Source organism: Mesorhizobium sp. DCY119 (genome assembly GCF_003590645.1).
Lineage (GTDB): Bacteria > Pseudomonadota > Alphaproteobacteria > Rhizobiales > Rhizobiaceae > Mesorhizobium_M.
The window spans coordinates 4,389,987-4,407,881 of the sequence record NZ_CP031834.1 but is presented as its reverse complement, the minus strand read 5'-3'; the positions used below and the strand labels follow the sequence as shown (position 1 = coordinate 4,407,881).

The window sequence follows — 17,895 nt, the reverse complement described above, 5'->3', positions numbered from 1 at the left end:
TGCCTCGATTTTAGTTGAAGAACCCCACCGCCTCGTCCAGCTGCACGACATGGCAATAAATCATGTTGATGATCTCCAGCTCGCGCCGGTGCAGTTCCATCGTCGCCGCTGCCGAGCAGTCGTCGACGACGATCACGCCGAAACTTTCATCCGCCAGGCTGCGCACGGTCGAGGACACGCACTGGTCGGTGAAGATGCCGGCGCAGATGACGTCCTTGATGCCCATATTGTGCAGGATCAGCCGCAGATTGGTGCCGGTCAGTGCGCTGTCGGTGGTCTTGATGATGGTGATCTCGTCTGCGAGCGGCGCGAGTTCCGGCACGATCTGGCCATCCTCGCGATCCTTCGGCAGCAGCAGATAGTTGAAGCCGGGCTTCTTCTGGCTGAGCGAGCGGTCGCGGCCGTCATTCTTCAGGCAGGCGATGCGGGCATAGATGACCTCGACGCCGCGTGCGCGGCATTCGGCGATCAGTTTGGCCGTGTTGGGAATGACGGTGTCGCGCATGCGGCTGTAGAAGGGCTGCCAGCGCGCGGTTTCCTCAGGCGTGTCCTTGTCCTCGAGATAGGTGTTCTGGATGTCGATGACGAGAAGTGCGGTCGTCTGCGGATCGAGCTTGATATCCGCCGGCTCCTCGGCATTGGCGTAGTAGAAGGAACGGTAGGCGGTTTTCCAGCTCATCCTGCATTCTCCTGCTTGGTCTTCTTGCGTCCGAACAGCGCGCCGATTTCGCGGGTCGGGAACAGGCCGCCGGGCCGCAACGCCAGCACCGCGATCATCGCCAGCGCCAGCACGATTTCCGTCAGGCCGACGACGGGGTTCGACATGATCTTGGCTTCGTTCAGCACGCCCTCGAAACCGCGCAGGCTTTCATAGGCGATGGTGACGATGAAAGTGCCGACGATCGCCCCGGTGACCGTATTCGCGCCGCCGATCACCAGCATGCTGAGGATCAGGAATGTTTCCTTGAGATAGAAGGCCTTTGGCGAAAACGAGGTGATGAAGTGGCCCCACAACGCGCCGCCGACGCCGGCAAAAAGTGCTGCCAGGATGAAGGCGCGCCAGCGCAGGCTCGGTATATGAGCGCCTAACGCCGCCGCAGCCGTCTCGTCGTCGCGGCTTGCGCGCAGCAGACGACCGGTGCGCGATTCCTTGAAAACGAGTGCGGCGATCAAGGCGAGTATCGCGACGCCCGCTGCCAGCGGCAGGTCGGTCGCTTTGGGCAGGCCAAACAGCGTGCGCGGCCCGTTGGTCACCTGGCTCCAATGCGTCATCACCGTGTAGAGCACCACCAGCAGCGCAAACGAAGTGATCACCGCCGCCGCATCCGACAGCCGCATCAGCGGATAGGACAGAGCGGCGGCAACCAAAGCCGCGACGATGCCGCCCGCAGCGATGGCGAGATAGGGCGATACCTGCACGGTCTGGAGGAAGGGATAAACGTCGGGCAGGGCCATGCCCTTCATCTGCGCCGGTATAGTCAGCACGGCCGACGTGTAGGCGCCGACGCCCATGAAACCCATATGGGCAAAGGACAGGATGCCGGAATTGCCCATGAACACCTGCAAGCCCAGCACCAGCACCAGCGAGATGCACAGATTGGTGGCGATGCGGTCGTAGAGCCGGATGCCCAGCCATTGATTGAGCAGCACCAGCAGGACGATGAGGCCGCCGAGGATCGCTACGGTGAGAAGATGGCGCTTCATGATGTCCTCACGTCCGCTGGCCCGAGGCCGGGCCCTTGATGAGGCCATCCGGCCGCCACAACAGGATCAGGATGACGAGGCTGAAGGTGAAGGCGTCGCGGAACTTCAGCAGCTCCTGCGACAGCGTGTAGTTCAGCGTCGTGTCGATGAGGGCAAGCAGGAAGCCGCCGATCACCGCGCCCGTCATCGAGCGCATGCCGCCGATGACCGTAGCGATGAAGGCGACCAGCAGCGGCTCCAGCCCGATGCCCGGAACCACGGTGCCGATGCGGCCGATCCACAGCAGCCCAACGACGCCAGCCAGGAAGCCGCTGATGGCGAAAGCCGAGGTTATGATCAGGTTTGCCGGCACGCCGAGCATCCGCGCCATGGTGAAGTTGGTTGCCGCCGCGCGCATGGCGATGCCGAGCACGGTGCGGCGCATCAGCCAGGCAAACAGCGCCAGAAGCACGATTGCCGCGACTATGGTGATAAGGTTTCGCACGGGCGTTATCGCGCCGAAGATCGTCACCGTCTGCGAGAAGATGTCGGGTAGCGGCACCGGGCGCGGGCGCGGCGAAATGAACAGCAGCGCCGCATTCTGCAACAGCGTCGAGAAGGCGAAGGAGGTGATCAGAACCGCGGTCACCGACTTTGCCCGAACCGGGCGGAAGGCGACATAGTCGGTGGCGATGCCCGCGATCACGGCCATGATGACCGCAACCCCCGCCATGACCAGCCAGGGCAGGCCGGAGCCGCCCATCAGGAACATGGCATAGCCGGCGACCATGATGAGTTCGCCATAGGCGAAGTTCACCAGCTTGAGGATGCCGTAGACGATGACGAGGCCGAGCGCCATCAGCGCGTAGGCGCCGCCAAGGCTGAGCACGTCGATGAGGAATTGAACTGCGAAGGTCATCTGGAGAGCCGCCTGTTCGAGTGACAGCCAAAAGGCAGTGCAGCCGCATATGAAGCTACCCCCACCCCTAGCCCCTCCCCACAAGGGGGAGGGGGATTTTGAGCTGGTGCCATTGCGAGCCAACCTTCCAAAGTTTGCGCCCAGAAAGCAGCGGCATAGTTCCCCTCCCCCTTGTGGGGAGGGGTTAGGGGTGGGGGTACAAGGACGGCGAGGGAGACAGAAGCCATATCGAAACTCACGCCCCCAAATACAGCGCTGAGAGATCCGTTTGCGCGCCGATTTCGGCGGCGGTTCCCGATGCGGCGATCTTGCCGAGCCGCATCACATAGGCGCGGTCGGCGACCGATAGCGCCTTGCGGGCATTCTGCTCGACCAGCACGATGGTCAGGCCCGATTGCTTCAGGGTGCGGATCATCTCGAAAATCTGGTCGACGATGACAGGCGCAAGCCCCAGCGACGGCTCGTCGAGCAGCAGCACCTTGGGCCGCGACATCATTGCGCGCGCAATCACCAGCATCTGCTGTTCGCCGCCCGAAAGCGTGCCGGCAGGCTGCGCGGCGCGCTCGGCAAGGCGCGGGAACAGCGCCAGCATCCGCTCGCGATCTTCAGTGACACCCGCGCGGTCGCTGCGCCGGGTATAGCTGCCGAGCGTCAGGTTTTCGGTGACCGTCAGGTCGGGAAACACGTCGCGCGTTTCGGGCACGGTGGCGACGCCCGCCCGCACCATCTTTTCGGGGTTGGCGGATGTCACGTCTTGCCCGTCGAGCCGGATCGAGCCGCCGGCAGCCTTCAGCGCGCCGGCGATGCACATCAGCGTCGATGATTTGCCGGCGCCGTTGGCCCCGAGAATGGCGACGAGTTCGCCGGTGTCGGCTTTCAGCGAGACGCCGCGCACGGCGCGGATCGCGCCGTAGCGCACTTCGAGATCGTTGACCTCAAGCATGGGCGGCCTCCGATCCGAGATAGGCTTCGATCACCGCCGGGTTCTTGCGGACTTCATCCGCCTTGCCTTCGGCGATGGTGCGGCCCGAAGCCAGCACATGCAGCCGGTTGCAGAGCCGCATGATCAGGCCCATGTCGTGGTCGATGATCAGCAGGCCGAGCCCGCGCGTGCGCGGCAGTTCGGACAGGATGTGCAGGAGCGTTTCGGATTCGGCCTCGTTCATGCCGGCCGCCGGCTCGTCCAGCAGCAGGAAGGCCGGGTCGGCGGCCAGCGCACGGGCGATCTCGACGCGGCGCTTGTCGCCATAGCTGAGATTGCCGGCAAGATCCTCGGCCTTTTCCGAAAGGGAGAACTCGGCCAGCAGCGTGTTCGCCTTTTCGCGCGCCTTGCGCAGGCTGACACCGTGGGCGAGCGCCGAGCTTTCGACATTTTCGACAACGGTCATGTTGTTGAACAGGCGCACGATCTGGAACGACCGGTTGATGCCTTTCAAGGCGATCTTGCGCGGCGACAGGCCCGAAATCTGGTCGTCGCCTATGGTCACACGGCCGGCGGCGAGCGGCACCTGCCCGGTGATGGCGTTGATCAGCGTGGTCTTGCCGGACCCGTTCGGCCCGATCAGGCCGACGATCTCGGCCGGCGACAGCGTCAGCGAGACATTGTCGAGCGCGCGAAGGCCGGAAAACTCGACCGATACGCCAGCCGCGTTGAGCGATTTGTCAGACATGGACTGCCCCATTGCGAGGGACCGGGGCACAAGGCCCCGGCGCCTGAGATGTCAGGGAGCGGGAATGCTCTCGGGCTTGCGCCAGCCGACGAAGGTCGGCTTGCCGCCCTTGAGTTCCAGGACAACGGCAGCCTTGTTCGGCACGTGGCCTTCCTCGGCCGTGCCGTAGTCCAGATCGCCGGTCAGGAGCTTGAACTGGCCGTCCTCGAGCGCCTTGGCGACGGCTGCACCGTCGGTGCTGCCCGCAGCCTTGATCGCGTCGGCCATCAGCATGATCGTGTCCCAGCCGGTCGAGACGAAGGAGGTGTCAGGTGCTGCCCCATGCATCTTGGTGTAGAGGTCGATGAATTTCGGCATGTCGGGATGTGCTTCCGGCCCCATCCAGGTGTGGGTCACGAAGTAGACATTGTTGCCGAATTTCTCGCCGAGTGCCTCGTGCATCGCCGGATCGTCATAGGCGTCGCCGCCGAGCACGGGCGCGTCATAGCCGACTTCGCGCAGCGCGCGGATGATCGCGCCGATGTCCTGGCCGTATGAGGACAGGAAGATCACGTCGGGCTTCTTGCCGAGCGCCTGGAGGCGGGCGATCTGGGCCGAAAAGTTGTTGTCGCCGTTGGTGTAGGTGTCTTCGAGGATCACTTCGCCGCCATCGGCCTTGAACTGCTCGACGAAATATTTCGACAGCGACTTGGTGTAGGCGATGAATTGGTCGGTGACGACATAGGCCGTCTTCCAGCCCTTTTCCTTCGCGGCGAAGTCGGCAGCCACAGCGCCCATCGTGGTGTTCCACATCGACAGGGTGAACTGCTTGTCGCCGAGCGACCAGGACGAGTAGAGCGGGTCGGAAGCGCAGGTCGAAATGCCGACGATGCCGGCTTCCTGTGCTTCACGGCCGGCCGGGCTGCCGAAGTCGAAATCGCATGGCGCCATGATCAACTGCGCGCCCTTGTCGATCAGCTCGACCGCGACATTGCCGACCGTCACCGGGTCGGACTTGCCGTCGATGTTGATGAATTCGATCTGCTTGCCGAGCACGCCGCCATTGTCGTTGAGATATTTGACGGCGACTTCCGCGCCCTTGACGCCGGGCGTGTCGAGCGGTGCCTGAACCCCGGTCAGCGACATCGCGCCGCCGATGATGATCTTGTCGTCTGCGGCGTGCGCCGCCGAGCCGAGCAGTAGCAGTGCTGCTGCTGTGCCTAAAAGAGTTGTCCTTGACGTTTTCATAGGTGCATTCCCCTGTTTTTGTTTGGTTATTTCAAAGGGCCGGTGCGGGTTCTCCCGCTGTTTTCTGTCTTTTCGGCCCTGTATGCTGAAGTCACTATCAGTAAAGTTTATTTCCTCTTGAACCTCAATCCACGAACCCGCCGCGGCATCGCGGTCTATGCTTTTTTCGACGCCGAGATTTCGGCGATCAGCGCGTCTGTATCGATCTGCCGGCAATAGCCTTTGATCGTCCGCAGCGAATTGTCGTGGCGTTCCTGGCTGTAGGTCCCGCAGGCGTCGGGCACGAGCGTCACGAGGTAGCCGAGGTCGCAGGCATCACGCACCGCCGATTCCACGCACTGGTCGGTGAGCAGGCCGCACATGACGAGCTGCTTCACGCCGAGATTGCGCAGAAGATAGTCGATATGGGTCGACACGAAGACGCTGGACGAGCTTTTCGGCAACACGATCTCGTCGTCGCCCGGCGCGATCTCGTCGATGACCTTGCCGTCGTCGGAGCCTTTCGGCACGTTGAAGCCGGTGATCTTGTAGTCAAGGCTGCGGTCGCGGCCGTCCTTGGTCAGGCTCTCGATGGTGGTGTAGAGCACCTCGATGCCGGCATCGCGGAAGGCTGCCTGCAGCTTCTGCATGTTGGGCACGGCGGTCGTCTTGATGCGGTCGAAGTAATAGGCGTATTTGCCGGTAATGTCGGCGTCCGGCACGTCCTTGAACTCGCCGCCGTCGCGCCGGACGCAGAAGTTCTGCACGTCGATGAACAGGATCGCCGACGCATTCGGCTCGAGCGGAAGATCGCGGGTGGTTGGAAAGTCGGCGGCCATCTAGTTGCCTTTCTCGTTCATAAGGGCGACGGCACCCGTCAGTGCGTCCGCCACAAGCCGTGCCCACCTGACCTGGCCGTCAGGCTGGGCGATCTGATCATTTCGTATTTCCAGGAGAAGGTGGGGAATGCCCCGCGCCTCGCCATGAACCGGGACGGTGTAGTCCGACAAATCGTCGACCGTATAGGGCTCGTTGTGGGCGATGCTTATGCCAGGATTTGCCTGAGTGAAGGCCGCCATGAACGCGTCGGCGACACGCCGGTCACGATTGGCCAGAAGCCCGACCAGCCAGGGCCGTTCCTTGCCGGCGAGGCATGGCGTGAAGCTGTGAACCGAGATCAGGATCGCCGGCTTTCCGGCTGCCTTGCGCTGATCCAGAAACGCGCTGACGGCGCCGTGGAAAGGCTGGTGAATTTCGTTGAAACGCTGGCGGCGCTCGCCTTCCGAAAGCGATCGGTTGACCGGCACCACCGTCCCGTCGCTGATTTCGGGAAAGCAGTCTTTGGCTTCGAAGGGACGGTTGCAGTCGACCACCAGCCGGCTGTAGCGCTGCATGATCAGCGGCGCATCGAGCAGTGCGGACAGGCCGCGCGAGAGATTTTCCGCGCCGACGTCATAGGCGATATGGCGATCCATCTCGGCGGCTTCCACGCCGAGATCGCCCAGCACCTGCGGCACGGCGCGGCCGGCATGCTCGCAGGTCAACAGAAACGGCGAATTGCCGGCGAGGTTGATCGCCTCGACCGGGTCCGGATCGTTTCCGGTCAAAACCGTTGTTTCTTGCTGTGCGTTCTGCAACATCGCCTCAGGCTATTTCGGCGGGCCATAGGCAGCCCATTACCGGCACAGTGGAAGAAATTTTTCAGTCATAGTCAATATTATTTGTTTGTTTGACTAATTTTTTTCACTGTGAATAATGAACGTCAGCAACGCTCTCGGGCGGTTTATGGACCTTTCAGGCTAGATGACAGTCCGCACCACGATCATGCAGGCCGCGCCGACGCTTACCGCCAGCGAGCGCAAGCTCGCCAATGCCATCCTGGCGGATTATCCCTTCGCCGGGCTGCAGACGATCCAGGAACTGGCCGAGCGCACCGGTGTCAGCGCGCCGTCGATCACACGCTTCGTCAGCAAGGTCGGCTATGGCGGTTATCAGGAATTCCAGCGCCAGCTGATCGGCGAGCTGAAGGAAAGCCGCCGTTCACCGCTTGACCTGAAGACGGTCGAAAGCCCGGCCCGTGCCGGAGATTTCCTGGGCGACTATGCCAATCGCGTCGGGCATCTCATGCAGGAAATGTCGGCAAGCGTCTCGGCGGAGCAGTTCGATGCGATCTGCGGGTTGGTCGCCGATCCTTCGCGCAACATCTTCCTGCTCGGCGGGCGCATCAGCGACAGCATCGCCGCCTTCCTGTCGATGCATCTGCGCCAGATCCGCGAGCGGGTCCACCATCTGCCGGCCAGCTCCGAACAATGGCCCGAATACATCCTGCGCATGCGCAAGCAGGATGTCGTGATCCTGTTCGACTTCCGCCGCTACCAGCCGGATTTGGCCCGGCTCGCCGAAATCATCCGCGAAAAGCGCAAACCGTCGATCGTGCTGATTACCGACAAATGGATGTCGCCGATCGCCCGCGACAGCACGCATGTCGTCGGCCTGCCGATCGGCGTCGGCACGGCCTGGGACACGGTGGTCAGTGCCGTCGCCTTTGTCGAAGCCTTGATCGTCAAGGTTTCCGAGGCGGACTGGACCGCCACACGCGAACGTATCGAGGCCTGGGATGCCGTGCGGCTGGCGCCGCCGGCTCCCGGGCAGGAACAACGGAATGGGGAATTCGATGAAACGTGAAGAAATGGTCGTCGCCTGTTGCAGCGATCTGGCGGGCAAGGTGCGGGGCAAGGCGTTTCCGGCCTCGCAGTTCGACAAGCGGCTGGCGCGCGGCATCGGCTGGACGCCGACCAATGTCCAGATCACCTGCTTTGATGCGATCGCCGAGAGCCCGTTCGGCTCGCTCGGCGATCTGGTGCTGATCCCGGATGCCGATGCGCGCGTCCGTATCGAGTTCGGTGAGGGCGAGCCGGTCGAGCATTTCGCCATCGGCAACATCCGCCACACCGACGGCAGGCCATGGGAATATTGCACGCGCTCGATCCTGATCGCCGCACTTGAGCGGCTGAAAAAGGCAACAGGGCTGACGCTGTTCGGCGCCTTCGAGCATGAGTTCCAGTTCAAGAACAGCCATAGCCCGATGGGCGATGCCTTCTCGATGGCAGGCTTCCGCGCCGAGCGCGATTTCGCCGAGCTGCTGGTTGGCGCAATGCGCGAGGCAGGTGTGCAGCCCGACACCTTCATGAAGGAATTCGGCGCGGCCCAATACGAGGTTACGATGGGACCGCAGCGCGGCGTGACCGTCGCCGACCACTCGCTGATCACCCGGGAAATGGTGCAGACGGTCGCCGACCGCCTCGGCCACGAAGTCACCTTCACGCCGATCCGCGACCCGAAAGGCATCGGCAACGGCGTTCATATCCATATGAGCTTCCTGTCGGAGGACGGTAAGCCCGCGACCTACGATCCTGCCGGCAAGCATGAGCTTTCGAAAACGGCGGGCCATTTCGTTGCCGGCATCCTGAAATATCTCGATTCCATCGTCGCCATCACCGCGCCGAGCGCGGTTTCCTACCTGCGGCTGACGCCGCATCGCTGGAGCGCTGCCTTCAACAATCTCGGCTTCCGCGACCGCGAGGCCTCCGTGCGTATCTGCCCGGTGTCCGATCTCAGCGACATCGCCAAGGCCGCGCAGTTCAACTTCGAGTTCCGCGCGGCTGATGCGACGGCAAGCCCGTATCTGCAGCTTGCGGCGTTGGTTCATGCCGGCGTGCAGGGCATCGAGGAAGAACTGGAGGTTCCCGAAGCGACACAGGAAGATCTGTCGCTGCTCGATGCCAAGACACTCAACGAGCGCGGCTATGTCCGCCTGCCGCAGACGCTGGAAGAAGCGCTGCGCCGCTTCAAGGCCAATCCGGTCGTCACCGGCTGGTTCCCGCAAGGATTTGCCGACGTTTATGTCAAGCACAAGGAAGGCGAACTCGGCTTCCTGAAAGGCAAGACGCAGGAGGAAATCTGCGCGGCCTATGAGGAAGTATACTAGCCTTCCTGCATCTTCGATCGATCGCCCGCCGGTCCGATTCCGGCGGCGATTGCGCCTGAAACGCCTTCGATTACCTCTGCCGGGCAAGACCGCATCCACCAAACGCATCGTTTGGTGGAAAGGTGCTTTGCCGCCGCCCGAAAACGATTAAGGTGGCCCAATCAATTCTGGCCCACGGCGCTGTTCCAGGCGCGCCGGGGCGGCCAGTGTGGTGGATCAAACAAGAAGATCGAGCAGTCCGCGAGGGAACACGCAGCGACTGCCGGCAGGCAAGCATGAAGGAGATTCCAATGTCCAAAGTGATCAAGGGCGGCACCATCGTTGCGGCCGACAGGACCTATGAGGCCGACATCCTGGTCGAGGGCGAGCACATCGCGGCGATCGGCAAGGATCTCTCCGGCGACACGGTGATCGACGCCGAAGGCGCCTATATCCTGCCCGGCGGCATCGACCCGCACACCCATCTCGAAATGCCCTTCATGGGCACGACGGCTGCCGAAACCTGGGAAAGCGGCACCTTCGCAGCCCTTTCCGGCGGCACCACCATGGTGGTGGATTTCGTCATCCCCGGACCCGGCGGCATGCTGGAGGCGCTGGAGGAGTGGGAGAGCAAGGCCCAGCGTCAGGCATCCTCCGACTATTCCTATCATATGTGCGTGACCAACTGGTCGGAGCAGAACTTCTCCGACATGGCCAAGGTCGTCGACCGCGGCATCAACACCTTCAAGCATTTCATGGCCTACAAGGGCGCGCTGATGGTGAATGACGACGAGATGTTCGCCTCCTTCCAGCGTTGCGCCGCGCTCGGCGCGCTGCCGCTGGTCCATGCCGAGAACGGCGACATCGTTGCCGCCCTGCAGCAGAAATATATGGACAGCGGCATGCCCGGCCCGGAGGCCCATGCCTATTCGCGTCCTCCGGAAGTCGAGGGCGAGGCGACTAATCGCGCTATCATGATTGCGGACGCCGCCGGCGTGCCGCTCTATGTCGTCCACGTCTCCTGCGAGCAGAGCCATGAAGCGATCCGACGCGCCCGCCAGAAGGGCATGCGCGTCTATGGCGAGCCGCTGATCCAGCATCTGACGCTGGACGAGCGCGAATACCAGAATGCCGACTGGATGCACGCCGCCCGCCGCGTGATGTCGCCGCCCTTCCGCGACAAGCTCAATCAGGACAGCCTTTGGGCAGGCCTCGCCGCCGGCTCGCTGCAGGTGGTCGCGACCGACCATGCCGCTTTCACCAGCGAACAAAAGACGCTCGGCCTCGACGATTTCCGCAAAATCCCGAACGGCACCGGCGGGCTGGAAGATCGGATGTCGGTGCTGTGGGCGCGCGGTGTGGAGACCGGTCGGCTGACCATGAACGAGTTCGTGGCCGTCACCTCGACCAACATCGCCCAGATCCTTAACATCTACCCGCAGAAGGGGGCGATCCTGCCGGGTTCGGATGCCGATCTGGTCGTCTGGGACCCCAAACTGTCCAAGACGATCTCGGCGGCCAACCAGAAGTCGATCATCGACTACAATGTCTTCGAAGGCTTCAAGGTCAACGGCCTGCCGCGTTACACGCTGTCGCGCGGCGATGTCGTCTGGTCGCACGGACAGAACGACCAGCCGCAGCCGGGCCGCGGCAAGTTCGTCAAGCGCCGAGCCTTCCCGGCGGTCAACCAGGCGCTGTCGAAATGGAAGGAAATCACCGCCCCACGCGCCGTCACCCGCTCGGCCGAGCATATGCCGATCGGCGTCTGACCGACGGAGCCGTGTCGCTTCCACCCTTGAGAAATGGCCTGCCTTAATCCCGGCCATTTTTAGGGATCAAGGTGCCCGCGCTGTACCTCCGGAACGTGTTTCGGAGGTGGGGAACGGCGGACATCCAAGGGTTTTGTCGTGAAGCGGTTTGTCGGATTTTCTCTGATTTCTCTTTGCCTTGTGGCCATCGCAGGGTCGGCCCCGGCCGACCAGTTCGACAGCGGCCTGATTCCGTCGCCGCATATCCTGATGCCGGACGGAGCGCCGAGCAGCACCGTCTTCCTGTTCTCCGACAAGCAAGGCTGGTCCGCCGCCGACGAAGACTTTTCAGCACGACTGGCCGGCGATGGCGCAATCGTCGTCGGGGTCGATCTTCCGCAATATCTCCAATCGATCGCCAAGGTGCCGGACGATTGCGCCTATCTGGTCTCGGATATCGAGAACCTCAGCCAGCAGATGCAGCGCTCGGCCGGTTCCTCCAACTACAATCCGCCCATCCTCGCCGGTGCAGGCGAGGGCGGCGGCCTTGTCATGGCAATTGCGGCGCAGACGCCTGCGGCTACCGTCGGCCACACGGTAGCCATCGATCCGACCGCCAGCGTCCCGCTGACCAAGACCTTGTGCAGCGGCGCGGCGCAAAAAGTCACCCCGCAAGGCACGGTCTACGATCTTGAAAAGGGCGAGATGCCCAATCCGATCGATGTAACCTTCACGCCCCAGGCCAACGCTGACGGCCGCGCGCATATTGAGGATTTGCGCAGCCAGGGGTTCGACATCAAGATCAACGATGCGACGACGCCGGCCCAGGCGGCACTTGAGAATTCGATGACCGCCGTGCTCCAGTCGCAGGACGACACCAGTGATATTCCGCTGGTGGAACTGCCGGCAACGCCAATCCACGACACGATGGCGATCGTCTATTCCGGCGATGGTGGCTGGCGCGATCTCGACAAGTCCATCGGCGGGATTCTTCAGGAAAAGGGCATCCCCACAATCGGGGTGGATTCGCTGCGCTACTTCTGGTCCGAACGCCCCGCCAAGGATGTGGCGGCGGACCTGAAGCAGATGATGGACAAATATACCGCGCTCTGGAAGGTCAAGCACGTTCTGCTGATCGGCTATTCCTTCGGCGCCGATGTCCTTCCGGCAACCTTCAACGTGCTGGACGAGGCGGACAGGCAGCGCGTCAGCCAGATTTCACTGCTCGGCTTCTCTCCCGACGCCTCGTTTGAAGTCTCGGTCGCTGGCTGGCTCGGCACTGCCGATTCCGACTCCGTCCCGACCCTGCCGGAACTCAGCAAGATCGATCCGAAGCTGGTCCAGTGTTTCTACGGTGAAGATGAAGACGACACGGCATGCCCGAAGTTGGAGGGCGGCCCGGTCGAGGTCATCAAGACTACGGGCGGGCATCATTTCGATGGAGATTACGCAGGCCTTGCCGACAAGATCATAGATGGATTTATACGGCGTACAGGCATGGCCGCGAACACGACGCCATGATCAAATGCAATAGAGAAGTATTGTCGTAATTCTGAAGATTACAATAAGTTAATAAAATAACTCTGCCATTTATGAACATCGTGTCGCACTGTATTTGTGACGCGGCGATTTTTTCTTGCATGTGTGAAAATATGCGTAAGAATTAAATCTTCGTAATGTTCGCAAAAGCTCTAAATTGTGGCGGGATTGCTCCCTAAGTCTTCCCTATCGAATGCATCGGCAGCCGAAATCGGCGAGAACGGCCAGCCTGATCGTCGATACGTCGAATAGACGATTCCAGCATGGAATACGCCACGGCGCTTGGATCAACTCTCGCAGGGACCACGAAAATGTCCTCCAATATTCTTCGCAGACACCGTGTCGCCGCTCTGCTTGGCGCCGCGTTGATCATCACCCCCCTCGTGCTTTCACCTGTCCTGCGGGCAGGGGCAGCCGAGGCCGTCCAGCCGACGCCGGTCACCGGCATCATGGCACCGTCAGGCTCGTTCGCGCCCATCGTCAATGCCGACAAGCCGGCCGTGGTCACCATCATGACAAAGATGAAGGTCGACGCTTCGGCTTCCGACGACAGCGGCGACGGCCAGCAGCAGCCGTTCAGCGGAAATTCGCCCTTTGACGAGTATTTCCGCCAGTTCTTCGGCGATCAGGGCATGCCGCAGCAGCAGATGAGGCCGCATCGCCCCGACAGCGGCGGCCAGCAGGCCGAAGCTCTGGGCTCAGGCTTCATCATCGCATCGGACGGCACCATCGTGACCAACAACCACGTTGTCGACGGCGCCACCGAGATCAAGGTGGTGCTCGATGACGGCACGGAATTGCCGGCCACCCTCGTCGGCCGCGACGCCAAGAGCGATCTGGCGGTGGTCAAGGTCAAGTTCGACAAGCCGCTGCCGACCGTGAAGTGGGGCGATTCTGACAAGCTTTCGCTCGGCGATCAGGTGCTGGCGATCGGCAACCCGTTCGGGATCGGCACGACCGTCACCGCAGGCATTGTCTCGGCCCGTGGCCGCGACCTCCACAGCGGGCCTTATGACGATTTCATACAGGTCGACGCCGCCATCAACCACGGCAATTCCGGCGGCCCGCTGGTCGCCATGGACGGCTCGGTGGTCGGCATCAACTCGGCCATCTATTCGCCCAATGGCGGCAGCGTCGGGGTTGGTTTCGCCATCCCGTCAGATCAGGCCCAGTCGGTCGTCGCCAAGCTGATCAAGAGCGGCTCGATCGAGCACGGCTATATCGGCGTGCAGATCCAGCCGGTGACTGCCGATGTCGCCAATGCGATCGGCCTCGATCATCCGACGGGCGCGCTGATCGCGCATGTCAGCGACGATTCGCCTGCCTCGGCTGCCGGCCTGAAGACGGGTGACATCGTCACCGCGCTGGGTGGCCGCGACATCAAGGACCCGAAGGATCTTTCCCGCGCCGTGGCGGATGTTTCGCCCGGCACCAAGGAAGATCTCACGGTCTGGCGCAAGGGCTCGAGCGTCAATGTGCCGATCACCGTCGGCCAGAACGGCGACGAGCAGAAGACGGCCTCCGCCGACAGCACGCCGGACCAGTCGTCCGGCCGCAATTCGGTGCCTTCGCTCGGACTGGCTCTGACCGACATCACCCCGCAGGCCCGGCAGGCGCTGAACCTGTCGAACGGTGAGCAGGGCGCGCTTGTAGCTCGCGTCAACCCGGACAAGGCCGGCGCCGAGCAGGGCATCCGTGAGGGAGACCTGATCGTCTCGGTCAACCAGACGCCGGTGAAGAACGCCAGGGAGGCAAGCCGCGCCGTTGCCGAAGCCGGCAAGGCCGGCAAGAAGTCGGTGCTGCTGCTCGTCGAGCGTGGCGACACGCAGACCTTCATCGCCGTACCTTTCGATCACGCCTGATCGTTATTCGCCTCACAGACCGCCCGGACGCATGTCCGGGCGGTTTTTGTTTGGATGCTGCCTGAAATTCGACACTGTCATACGAAAATCGACTACCATTCGCGGCCCGAACCGGCCGATTTCGGAGACTGACATGATCCTGTTTGGAAAGCCTTGCCGAGAGGCCAGCGTTAGCTGATGGACCAGCGCGTCGTTGAAGAACGCAGCCCGCGCTGGCGGTTGAGTGCGTATTTAGGCTCCATTGCCGCAGTGGCGGTGACGGTCGGCGCATTATGGCTTTTCCATCAGATGACCGCCGGGCTGCGCCTCGACGACATCAAGGCTGCCATAAGCGCCATGCCGGGCACCAGCATAGTGGTGGCGCTTCTGGCAACCGCAGTCAGCTATTGCGCGCTCGCCACCTACGACATCGTCGCCTGCCGCATCGTGGCACCCGGCAAGGTGCCTTGGCACAGCGCCGCACTTTCCGGCATGAGCGGCTACGCCTTCTCGAATTTCCTCGGTTTCCATCTGTTCACCGGCGGCGCGGTCCGTTTCCGCACCTATTCGCGTAGCGGGCTCGATGCGGGCGAGATCAGCCAGGTCGTGCTTCTGACCTGGATGGGCCTATGGCTGGCTTTCACGGCACTTGTCGGCCTGGCGCTGGTGATCGACCCCGACGGCGTGCCGGTCATGAAGATGCTCTATCCGGCCGCCGATCGCCTGGTGGGTGTGGCGCTGCTGGGCGCGTTGGTCGGCCTTTATTTCCTTGCAGGGCCTGAAGGGCGCGAGATCAGGTTCTTCGAATGGCGCTTTCCCCTGCCGCGCCGCAGTATGGTGCTTGTGCAACTGCTTGTCGGCATCATCGATCTCATGGCGTCTGCCGCCGTGCTTTACGTGCTTCTGCCGGCCGATGCGCAGTCGGGGCCCGCGCTCTTCCTGACGGTCTATATGAGCGCGGTCATCCTCGGCTCGATCAGCCATGTGCCGGGCGGCATCGGCGTGTTCGAGGCGACGCTTATCGCCGGTCTTGGCCTGCAGGGCAGGGCGGACATTCTGGCTTCGCTGCTTGCCTATCGGCTCATCTATTACTTCCTGCCGTTCTTCATCGCGGTGGTGGTGCTTGCGGCAATCGAGGCGGGCGTGATCCGCGGCAAACTTGCCGCCCGCTTCGTCGGCTCGGCCAAGGCCATAAAGGCCATCGTGCCGCCGGTGGCAGCCGCAGTCGTCTTCATCTCGGGCGTGGTGCTGCTATTTTCCGGCGCCACCCCCGGCGTGCCGGACCGGCTCGATATGCTGGAGGGCTGGCTGCCGCTGACGGTGGTGGAATCGTCGCATTTCCTCGGCAGTCTTACCGGCCTTGCGCTGCTGGTTATCGCCCATGGCCTGCAGCGCCGGCTGTTCTCGGCCTGGGCGGCGGCGGTGGCGGTGCTGTTTGCCGGCGCGGTGTTTTCGCTGATCAAGGGTCTGGACTGGGAAGAGGCGACGACGCTGGCCTTCTCGGCGCTGTTCCTTCTGCTCTCGCGGCAGGCCTTCTATCGCCGCTCGCCACAGCGGTTCGGCCGCATCTCATGGCACTGGCTGGCGCTGGTGGTGTTGACCCTCGTTGCCACCACATGGCTCGGCTTCTTTTCCTACAGCCACGTCGAATACTCGAACGAACTGTTCTGGGAATTCGCATGGGAAGGCGAGGCGCCGCGCTTCCTGCGCGCAACAGTGGGCCTTCTGATCGCGGTGGCAGCACTTGGCGTCGCCGTCGCGATCAACCGGCCGCCGGTGCGCGCCAGAAAGCAGCCCGCCACAGAGTCGGACGCGGTCGAAGCGGTGATCGCTACGTCTCACGACACGCAGACCAACATCGCCCTGCTAGGCGACAAGGAATTCCTGTGGTCGCCGGACCGCAAGGCATTTCTGATGTATGCGCGGGCAGGGCGCTCGCTCGTCGCCATGGGCGATCCCGTTGGCGACCTCGAACAGGCCGAGGATCTGGTCTGGCAGTTCCGTGACATGGCCGACCGCGAGGCAGGCCGCGCGGTTTTCTATGGCGTTCACCCCGACAATCTGCCGCTCTATCTCGACATGGGCTATGCGCTTCTGAAGCTTGGCGAAGTCGCCCGGGTAGATCTTACCCGCTTCACGCTGGAAGGCGGCAAGAACCAGGATTTCCGCTACGCCGACCGCCGCGCCGCCAAGGAAGGGCTGGTCTTCGAAATCGTGCCGAGGGCGGGCGTGCCGGCCATCATGGACGAACTGCGGCAGGTCTCCGACATCTGGCTTGCCGAGAAGAGCGGCGGCGAGAAGAGCTTTTCGCTCGGCTACTTCGACCCGGCCTATCTTTCGCATTTCGACTGCGCGGTGATGCGCCACGAAGGCCACATCGTCGCCTTCGCCAATATCTGGCGCAGCGGCGGGATGAACGAAATGTCCGTCGACCTTATGCGCTACCGTCCGGGTGTCTCGAAGATTCTCATGGACGCGCTGTTCGTCCGCATCCTGCTCTATGCGCAGTCTGAAGGGTATCGCTGGTTCAATCTCGGTGCTGCACCCCTGTCGGGGCTTTCCGACCACGCTCTGGCCTCGCGCTGGAACCGCATGGGAACGTTCCTGTTCCGCCATGGCGACGACTTCTACAATTTCGAGGGCCTGCGCTCTTTCAAGCAGAAGTTCTCGCCGGTCTGGACGCCGCAATATCTGGCCTGCCCCGGCGGTCTCAACATTCCGCAGGTGCTGCTCGACGTGAACGCGCTGATTTCCGGCGGTATCGGCAAGTTCATCGGCTCGGGCTCGCGCAAGCCAAAGCGCCGGCCCAAGCCCAAGGTGGCGGAGCCGGCATAAGGCCTAATCCGTCGGCCCGGGGAATGTTGAAATGTCTACGAAAACAGAGCGGACAAAGGGTAAGGCAATGCCAGCGGCGGCATATCCTCCCGCGCGAAATATCTGAGCGATTTTGTCTCGTTGTCCGTCCACGATCCTTGATCTGCAAGAACCTGGCATCTGAATAGTGTGACGACGTATTCGACTTGATCGCCATTCGGGTAGGTGTACCGAAACTCTTTTCCACCAAAGACGCCGAGAATAGCGGTTGGGGTGACCGCAAGGCCAGTCTCCTCCATCACCTCTCGAATGACGGCATCCTGCGGCATCTCGCCAGGTTCGATTGCGCCAGCAGGCAGGCTCCATCCTTCGCCCGAAGCTTTTTCCTGCAGAAGCAGATTGCCCGCATGGTCATGAATCACAGCGGCAACGGAGGGAAGCAGCAGCAAGCGGCTTCCGATCAAACCGCGAAGCTCCATCAGATAGGATGTCATTCAGGCGCTTTCTT

General features: G+C 62.4%; 15 protein-coding genes. 6 read left to right on the top strand and 9 right to left on the bottom strand.

The window, feature by feature from the left end:
• Positions 1 to 10: 10 nt before the first annotated feature.
• From DZG07_RS21570 to DZG07_RS21535, 8 genes are all read right to left on the bottom strand, one after another.
• Entirely contained in the window at positions 11 to 679 is a 669-nt protein-coding gene (locus DZG07_RS21570) for an isochorismatase family cysteine hydrolase (protein WP_119820751.1), read from the bottom strand.
• A complete protein-coding gene (locus DZG07_RS21565) occupies positions 676 to 1,704 on the bottom strand; it encodes a branched-chain amino acid ABC transporter permease (RefSeq protein ID WP_119820747.1) in 1,029 nt (342 codons plus the stop codon). The genes DZG07_RS21570 and DZG07_RS21565 overlap by 4 nt, the downstream gene beginning before the upstream one ends.
• A gap of 7 nt (positions 1,705 to 1,711) precedes the next feature.
• Entirely contained in the window at positions 1,712 to 2,602 is an 891-nt protein-coding gene (locus tag DZG07_RS21560) for a branched-chain amino acid ABC transporter permease (protein ID WP_091914143.1), read from the bottom strand.
• 235 nt (positions 2,603 to 2,837) lie between these two features.
• Positions 2,838 to 3,545: an ABC transporter ATP-binding protein gene (locus tag DZG07_RS21555; protein WP_119820744.1), complete on the bottom strand. Its 708-nt coding sequence runs from the start codon at positions 3,543 to 3,545 to the stop codon at positions 2,838 to 2,840.
• Positions 3,538 to 4,272 (bottom strand): ABC transporter ATP-binding protein, encoded by a 735-nt coding sequence (locus DZG07_RS21550; RefSeq protein WP_119821960.1) that lies wholly within the window; start codon positions 4,270 to 4,272, stop codon positions 3,538 to 3,540. Before DZG07_RS21550 ends, DZG07_RS21555 begins: the two co-directional genes overlap by 8 nt.
• 51 nt (positions 4,273 to 4,323) lie before the next feature.
• On the bottom strand, positions 4,324 to 5,499 hold the full coding sequence (locus DZG07_RS21545) for an ABC transporter substrate-binding protein (RefSeq protein ID WP_119820741.1): 1,176 nt from the start codon (positions 5,497 to 5,499) through the stop codon (positions 4,324 to 4,326).
• Positions 5,500 to 5,654: 155 nt separating this feature from the next.
• A complete protein-coding gene (locus DZG07_RS21540) occupies positions 5,655 to 6,317 on the bottom strand; it encodes an isochorismatase family cysteine hydrolase (RefSeq protein WP_119820738.1) in 663 nt (220 codons plus the stop codon).
• Positions 6,318 to 7,085: an N-formylglutamate amidohydrolase gene (locus DZG07_RS21535; RefSeq protein WP_245429551.1), complete on the bottom strand. Its 768-nt coding sequence runs from the start codon at positions 7,083 to 7,085 to the stop codon at positions 6,318 to 6,320.
• 196 nt (positions 7,086 to 7,281) lie between these two features.
• Here DZG07_RS21535 and DZG07_RS21530 point away from each other — a divergent pair, with 196 nt between their 5' ends.
• From DZG07_RS21530 to mprF, 6 genes are all read left to right on the top strand, one after another.
• Positions 7,282 to 8,163, top strand: coding sequence for a MurR/RpiR family transcriptional regulator (locus tag DZG07_RS21530; protein WP_091914155.1), 882 nt, complete (start codon positions 7,282 to 7,284; stop codon positions 8,161 to 8,163).
• Positions 8,153 to 9,466 carry a glutamine synthetase family protein gene (locus tag DZG07_RS21525; RefSeq protein WP_119820732.1) on the top strand — a complete coding sequence of 438 codons (1,314 nt, stop codon included), beginning with the start codon at positions 8,153 to 8,155 and terminating at the stop codon, positions 9,464 to 9,466. The genes DZG07_RS21530 and DZG07_RS21525 overlap by 11 nt, the downstream gene beginning before the upstream one ends.
• A gap of 290 nt (positions 9,467 to 9,756) precedes the next feature.
• Positions 9,757 to 11,214 (top strand): dihydropyrimidinase, encoded by a 1,458-nt coding sequence (gene hydA, locus DZG07_RS21520; protein ID WP_119820729.1) that lies wholly within the window; start codon positions 9,757 to 9,759, stop codon positions 11,212 to 11,214.
• A 180-nt stretch (positions 11,215 to 11,394) separates the two neighbouring features.
• Positions 11,395 to 12,714 (top strand): AcvB/VirJ family lysyl-phosphatidylglycerol hydrolase, encoded by a 1,320-nt coding sequence (locus tag DZG07_RS21515; RefSeq protein WP_245429550.1) that lies wholly within the window; start codon positions 11,395 to 11,397, stop codon positions 12,712 to 12,714.
• A gap of 329 nt (positions 12,715 to 13,043) precedes the next feature.
• Entirely contained in the window at positions 13,044 to 14,594 is a 1,551-nt protein-coding gene (locus tag DZG07_RS21510) for a DegQ family serine endoprotease (RefSeq protein ID WP_119820727.1), read from the top strand.
• Between the two features lie 177 nt (positions 14,595 to 14,771).
• Positions 14,772 to 17,408, top strand: a complete 2,637-nt coding sequence (gene mprF / locus DZG07_RS21505; protein ID WP_119820725.1) for a bifunctional lysylphosphatidylglycerol flippase/synthetase MprF — start codon at positions 14,772 to 14,774, stop codon at positions 17,406 to 17,408.
• A 35-nt stretch (positions 17,409 to 17,443) separates the two neighbouring features.
• Here the strand turns inward: mprF and DZG07_RS21500 are convergent, their stop codons facing one another.
• Positions 17,444 to 17,881, bottom strand: coding sequence for an NUDIX domain-containing protein (locus DZG07_RS21500; RefSeq protein ID WP_119820724.1), 438 nt, complete (start codon positions 17,879 to 17,881; stop codon positions 17,444 to 17,446).
• Positions 17,882 to 17,895 lie beyond the last annotated feature (14 nt).

Excerpts from the sequence above, each read along its gene's own strand:
- DZG07_RS21570 (WP_119820751.1), bottom strand. The coding sequence starts at position 679 with ATGAGCTGGAAAACCGCCTACCGTTCCTTCTACTACGCCAATGCCGAG.
- DZG07_RS21565 (WP_119820747.1), bottom strand. The coding sequence starts at position 1,704 with ATGAAGCGCCATCTTCTCACCGTAGCGATCCTCGGCGGCCTCATCGTC.
- DZG07_RS21560 (WP_091914143.1), bottom strand. The coding sequence starts at position 2,602 with ATGACCTTCGCAGTTCAATTCCTCATCGACGTGCTCAGCCTTGGCGGC.
- DZG07_RS21555 (WP_119820744.1), bottom strand. The coding sequence starts at position 3,545 with ATGCTTGAGGTCAACGATCTCGAAGTGCGCTACGGCGCGATCCGCGCC.
- DZG07_RS21550 (WP_119821960.1), bottom strand. The coding sequence starts at position 4,272 with ATGTCTGACAAATCGCTCAACGCGGCTGGCGTATCGGTCGAGTTTTCC.
- DZG07_RS21545 (WP_119820741.1), bottom strand. The coding sequence starts at position 5,499 with ATGAAAACGTCAAGGACAACTCTTTTAGGCACAGCAGCAGCACTGCTA.
- DZG07_RS21540 (WP_119820738.1), bottom strand. The coding sequence starts at position 6,317 with ATGGCCGCCGACTTTCCAACCACCCGCGATCTTCCGCTCGAGCCGAAT.
- DZG07_RS21530 (WP_091914155.1), top strand. The coding sequence starts at position 7,282 with ATGACAGTCCGCACCACGATCATGCAGGCCGCGCCGACGCTTACCGCC.
- DZG07_RS21525 (WP_119820732.1), top strand. The coding sequence starts at position 8,153 with ATGAAACGTGAAGAAATGGTCGTCGCCTGTTGCAGCGATCTGGCGGGC.
- hydA (WP_119820729.1), top strand. The coding sequence starts at position 9,757 with ATGTCCAAAGTGATCAAGGGCGGCACCATCGTTGCGGCCGACAGGACC.
- DZG07_RS21510 (WP_119820727.1), top strand. The coding sequence starts at position 13,044 with ATGTCCTCCAATATTCTTCGCAGACACCGTGTCGCCGCTCTGCTTGGC.
- mprF (WP_119820725.1), top strand. The coding sequence starts at position 14,772 with ATGGACCAGCGCGTCGTTGAAGAACGCAGCCCGCGCTGGCGGTTGAGT.
- DZG07_RS21500 (WP_119820724.1), bottom strand. The coding sequence starts at position 17,881 with ATGACATCCTATCTGATGGAGCTTCGCGGTTTGATCGGAAGCCGCTTG.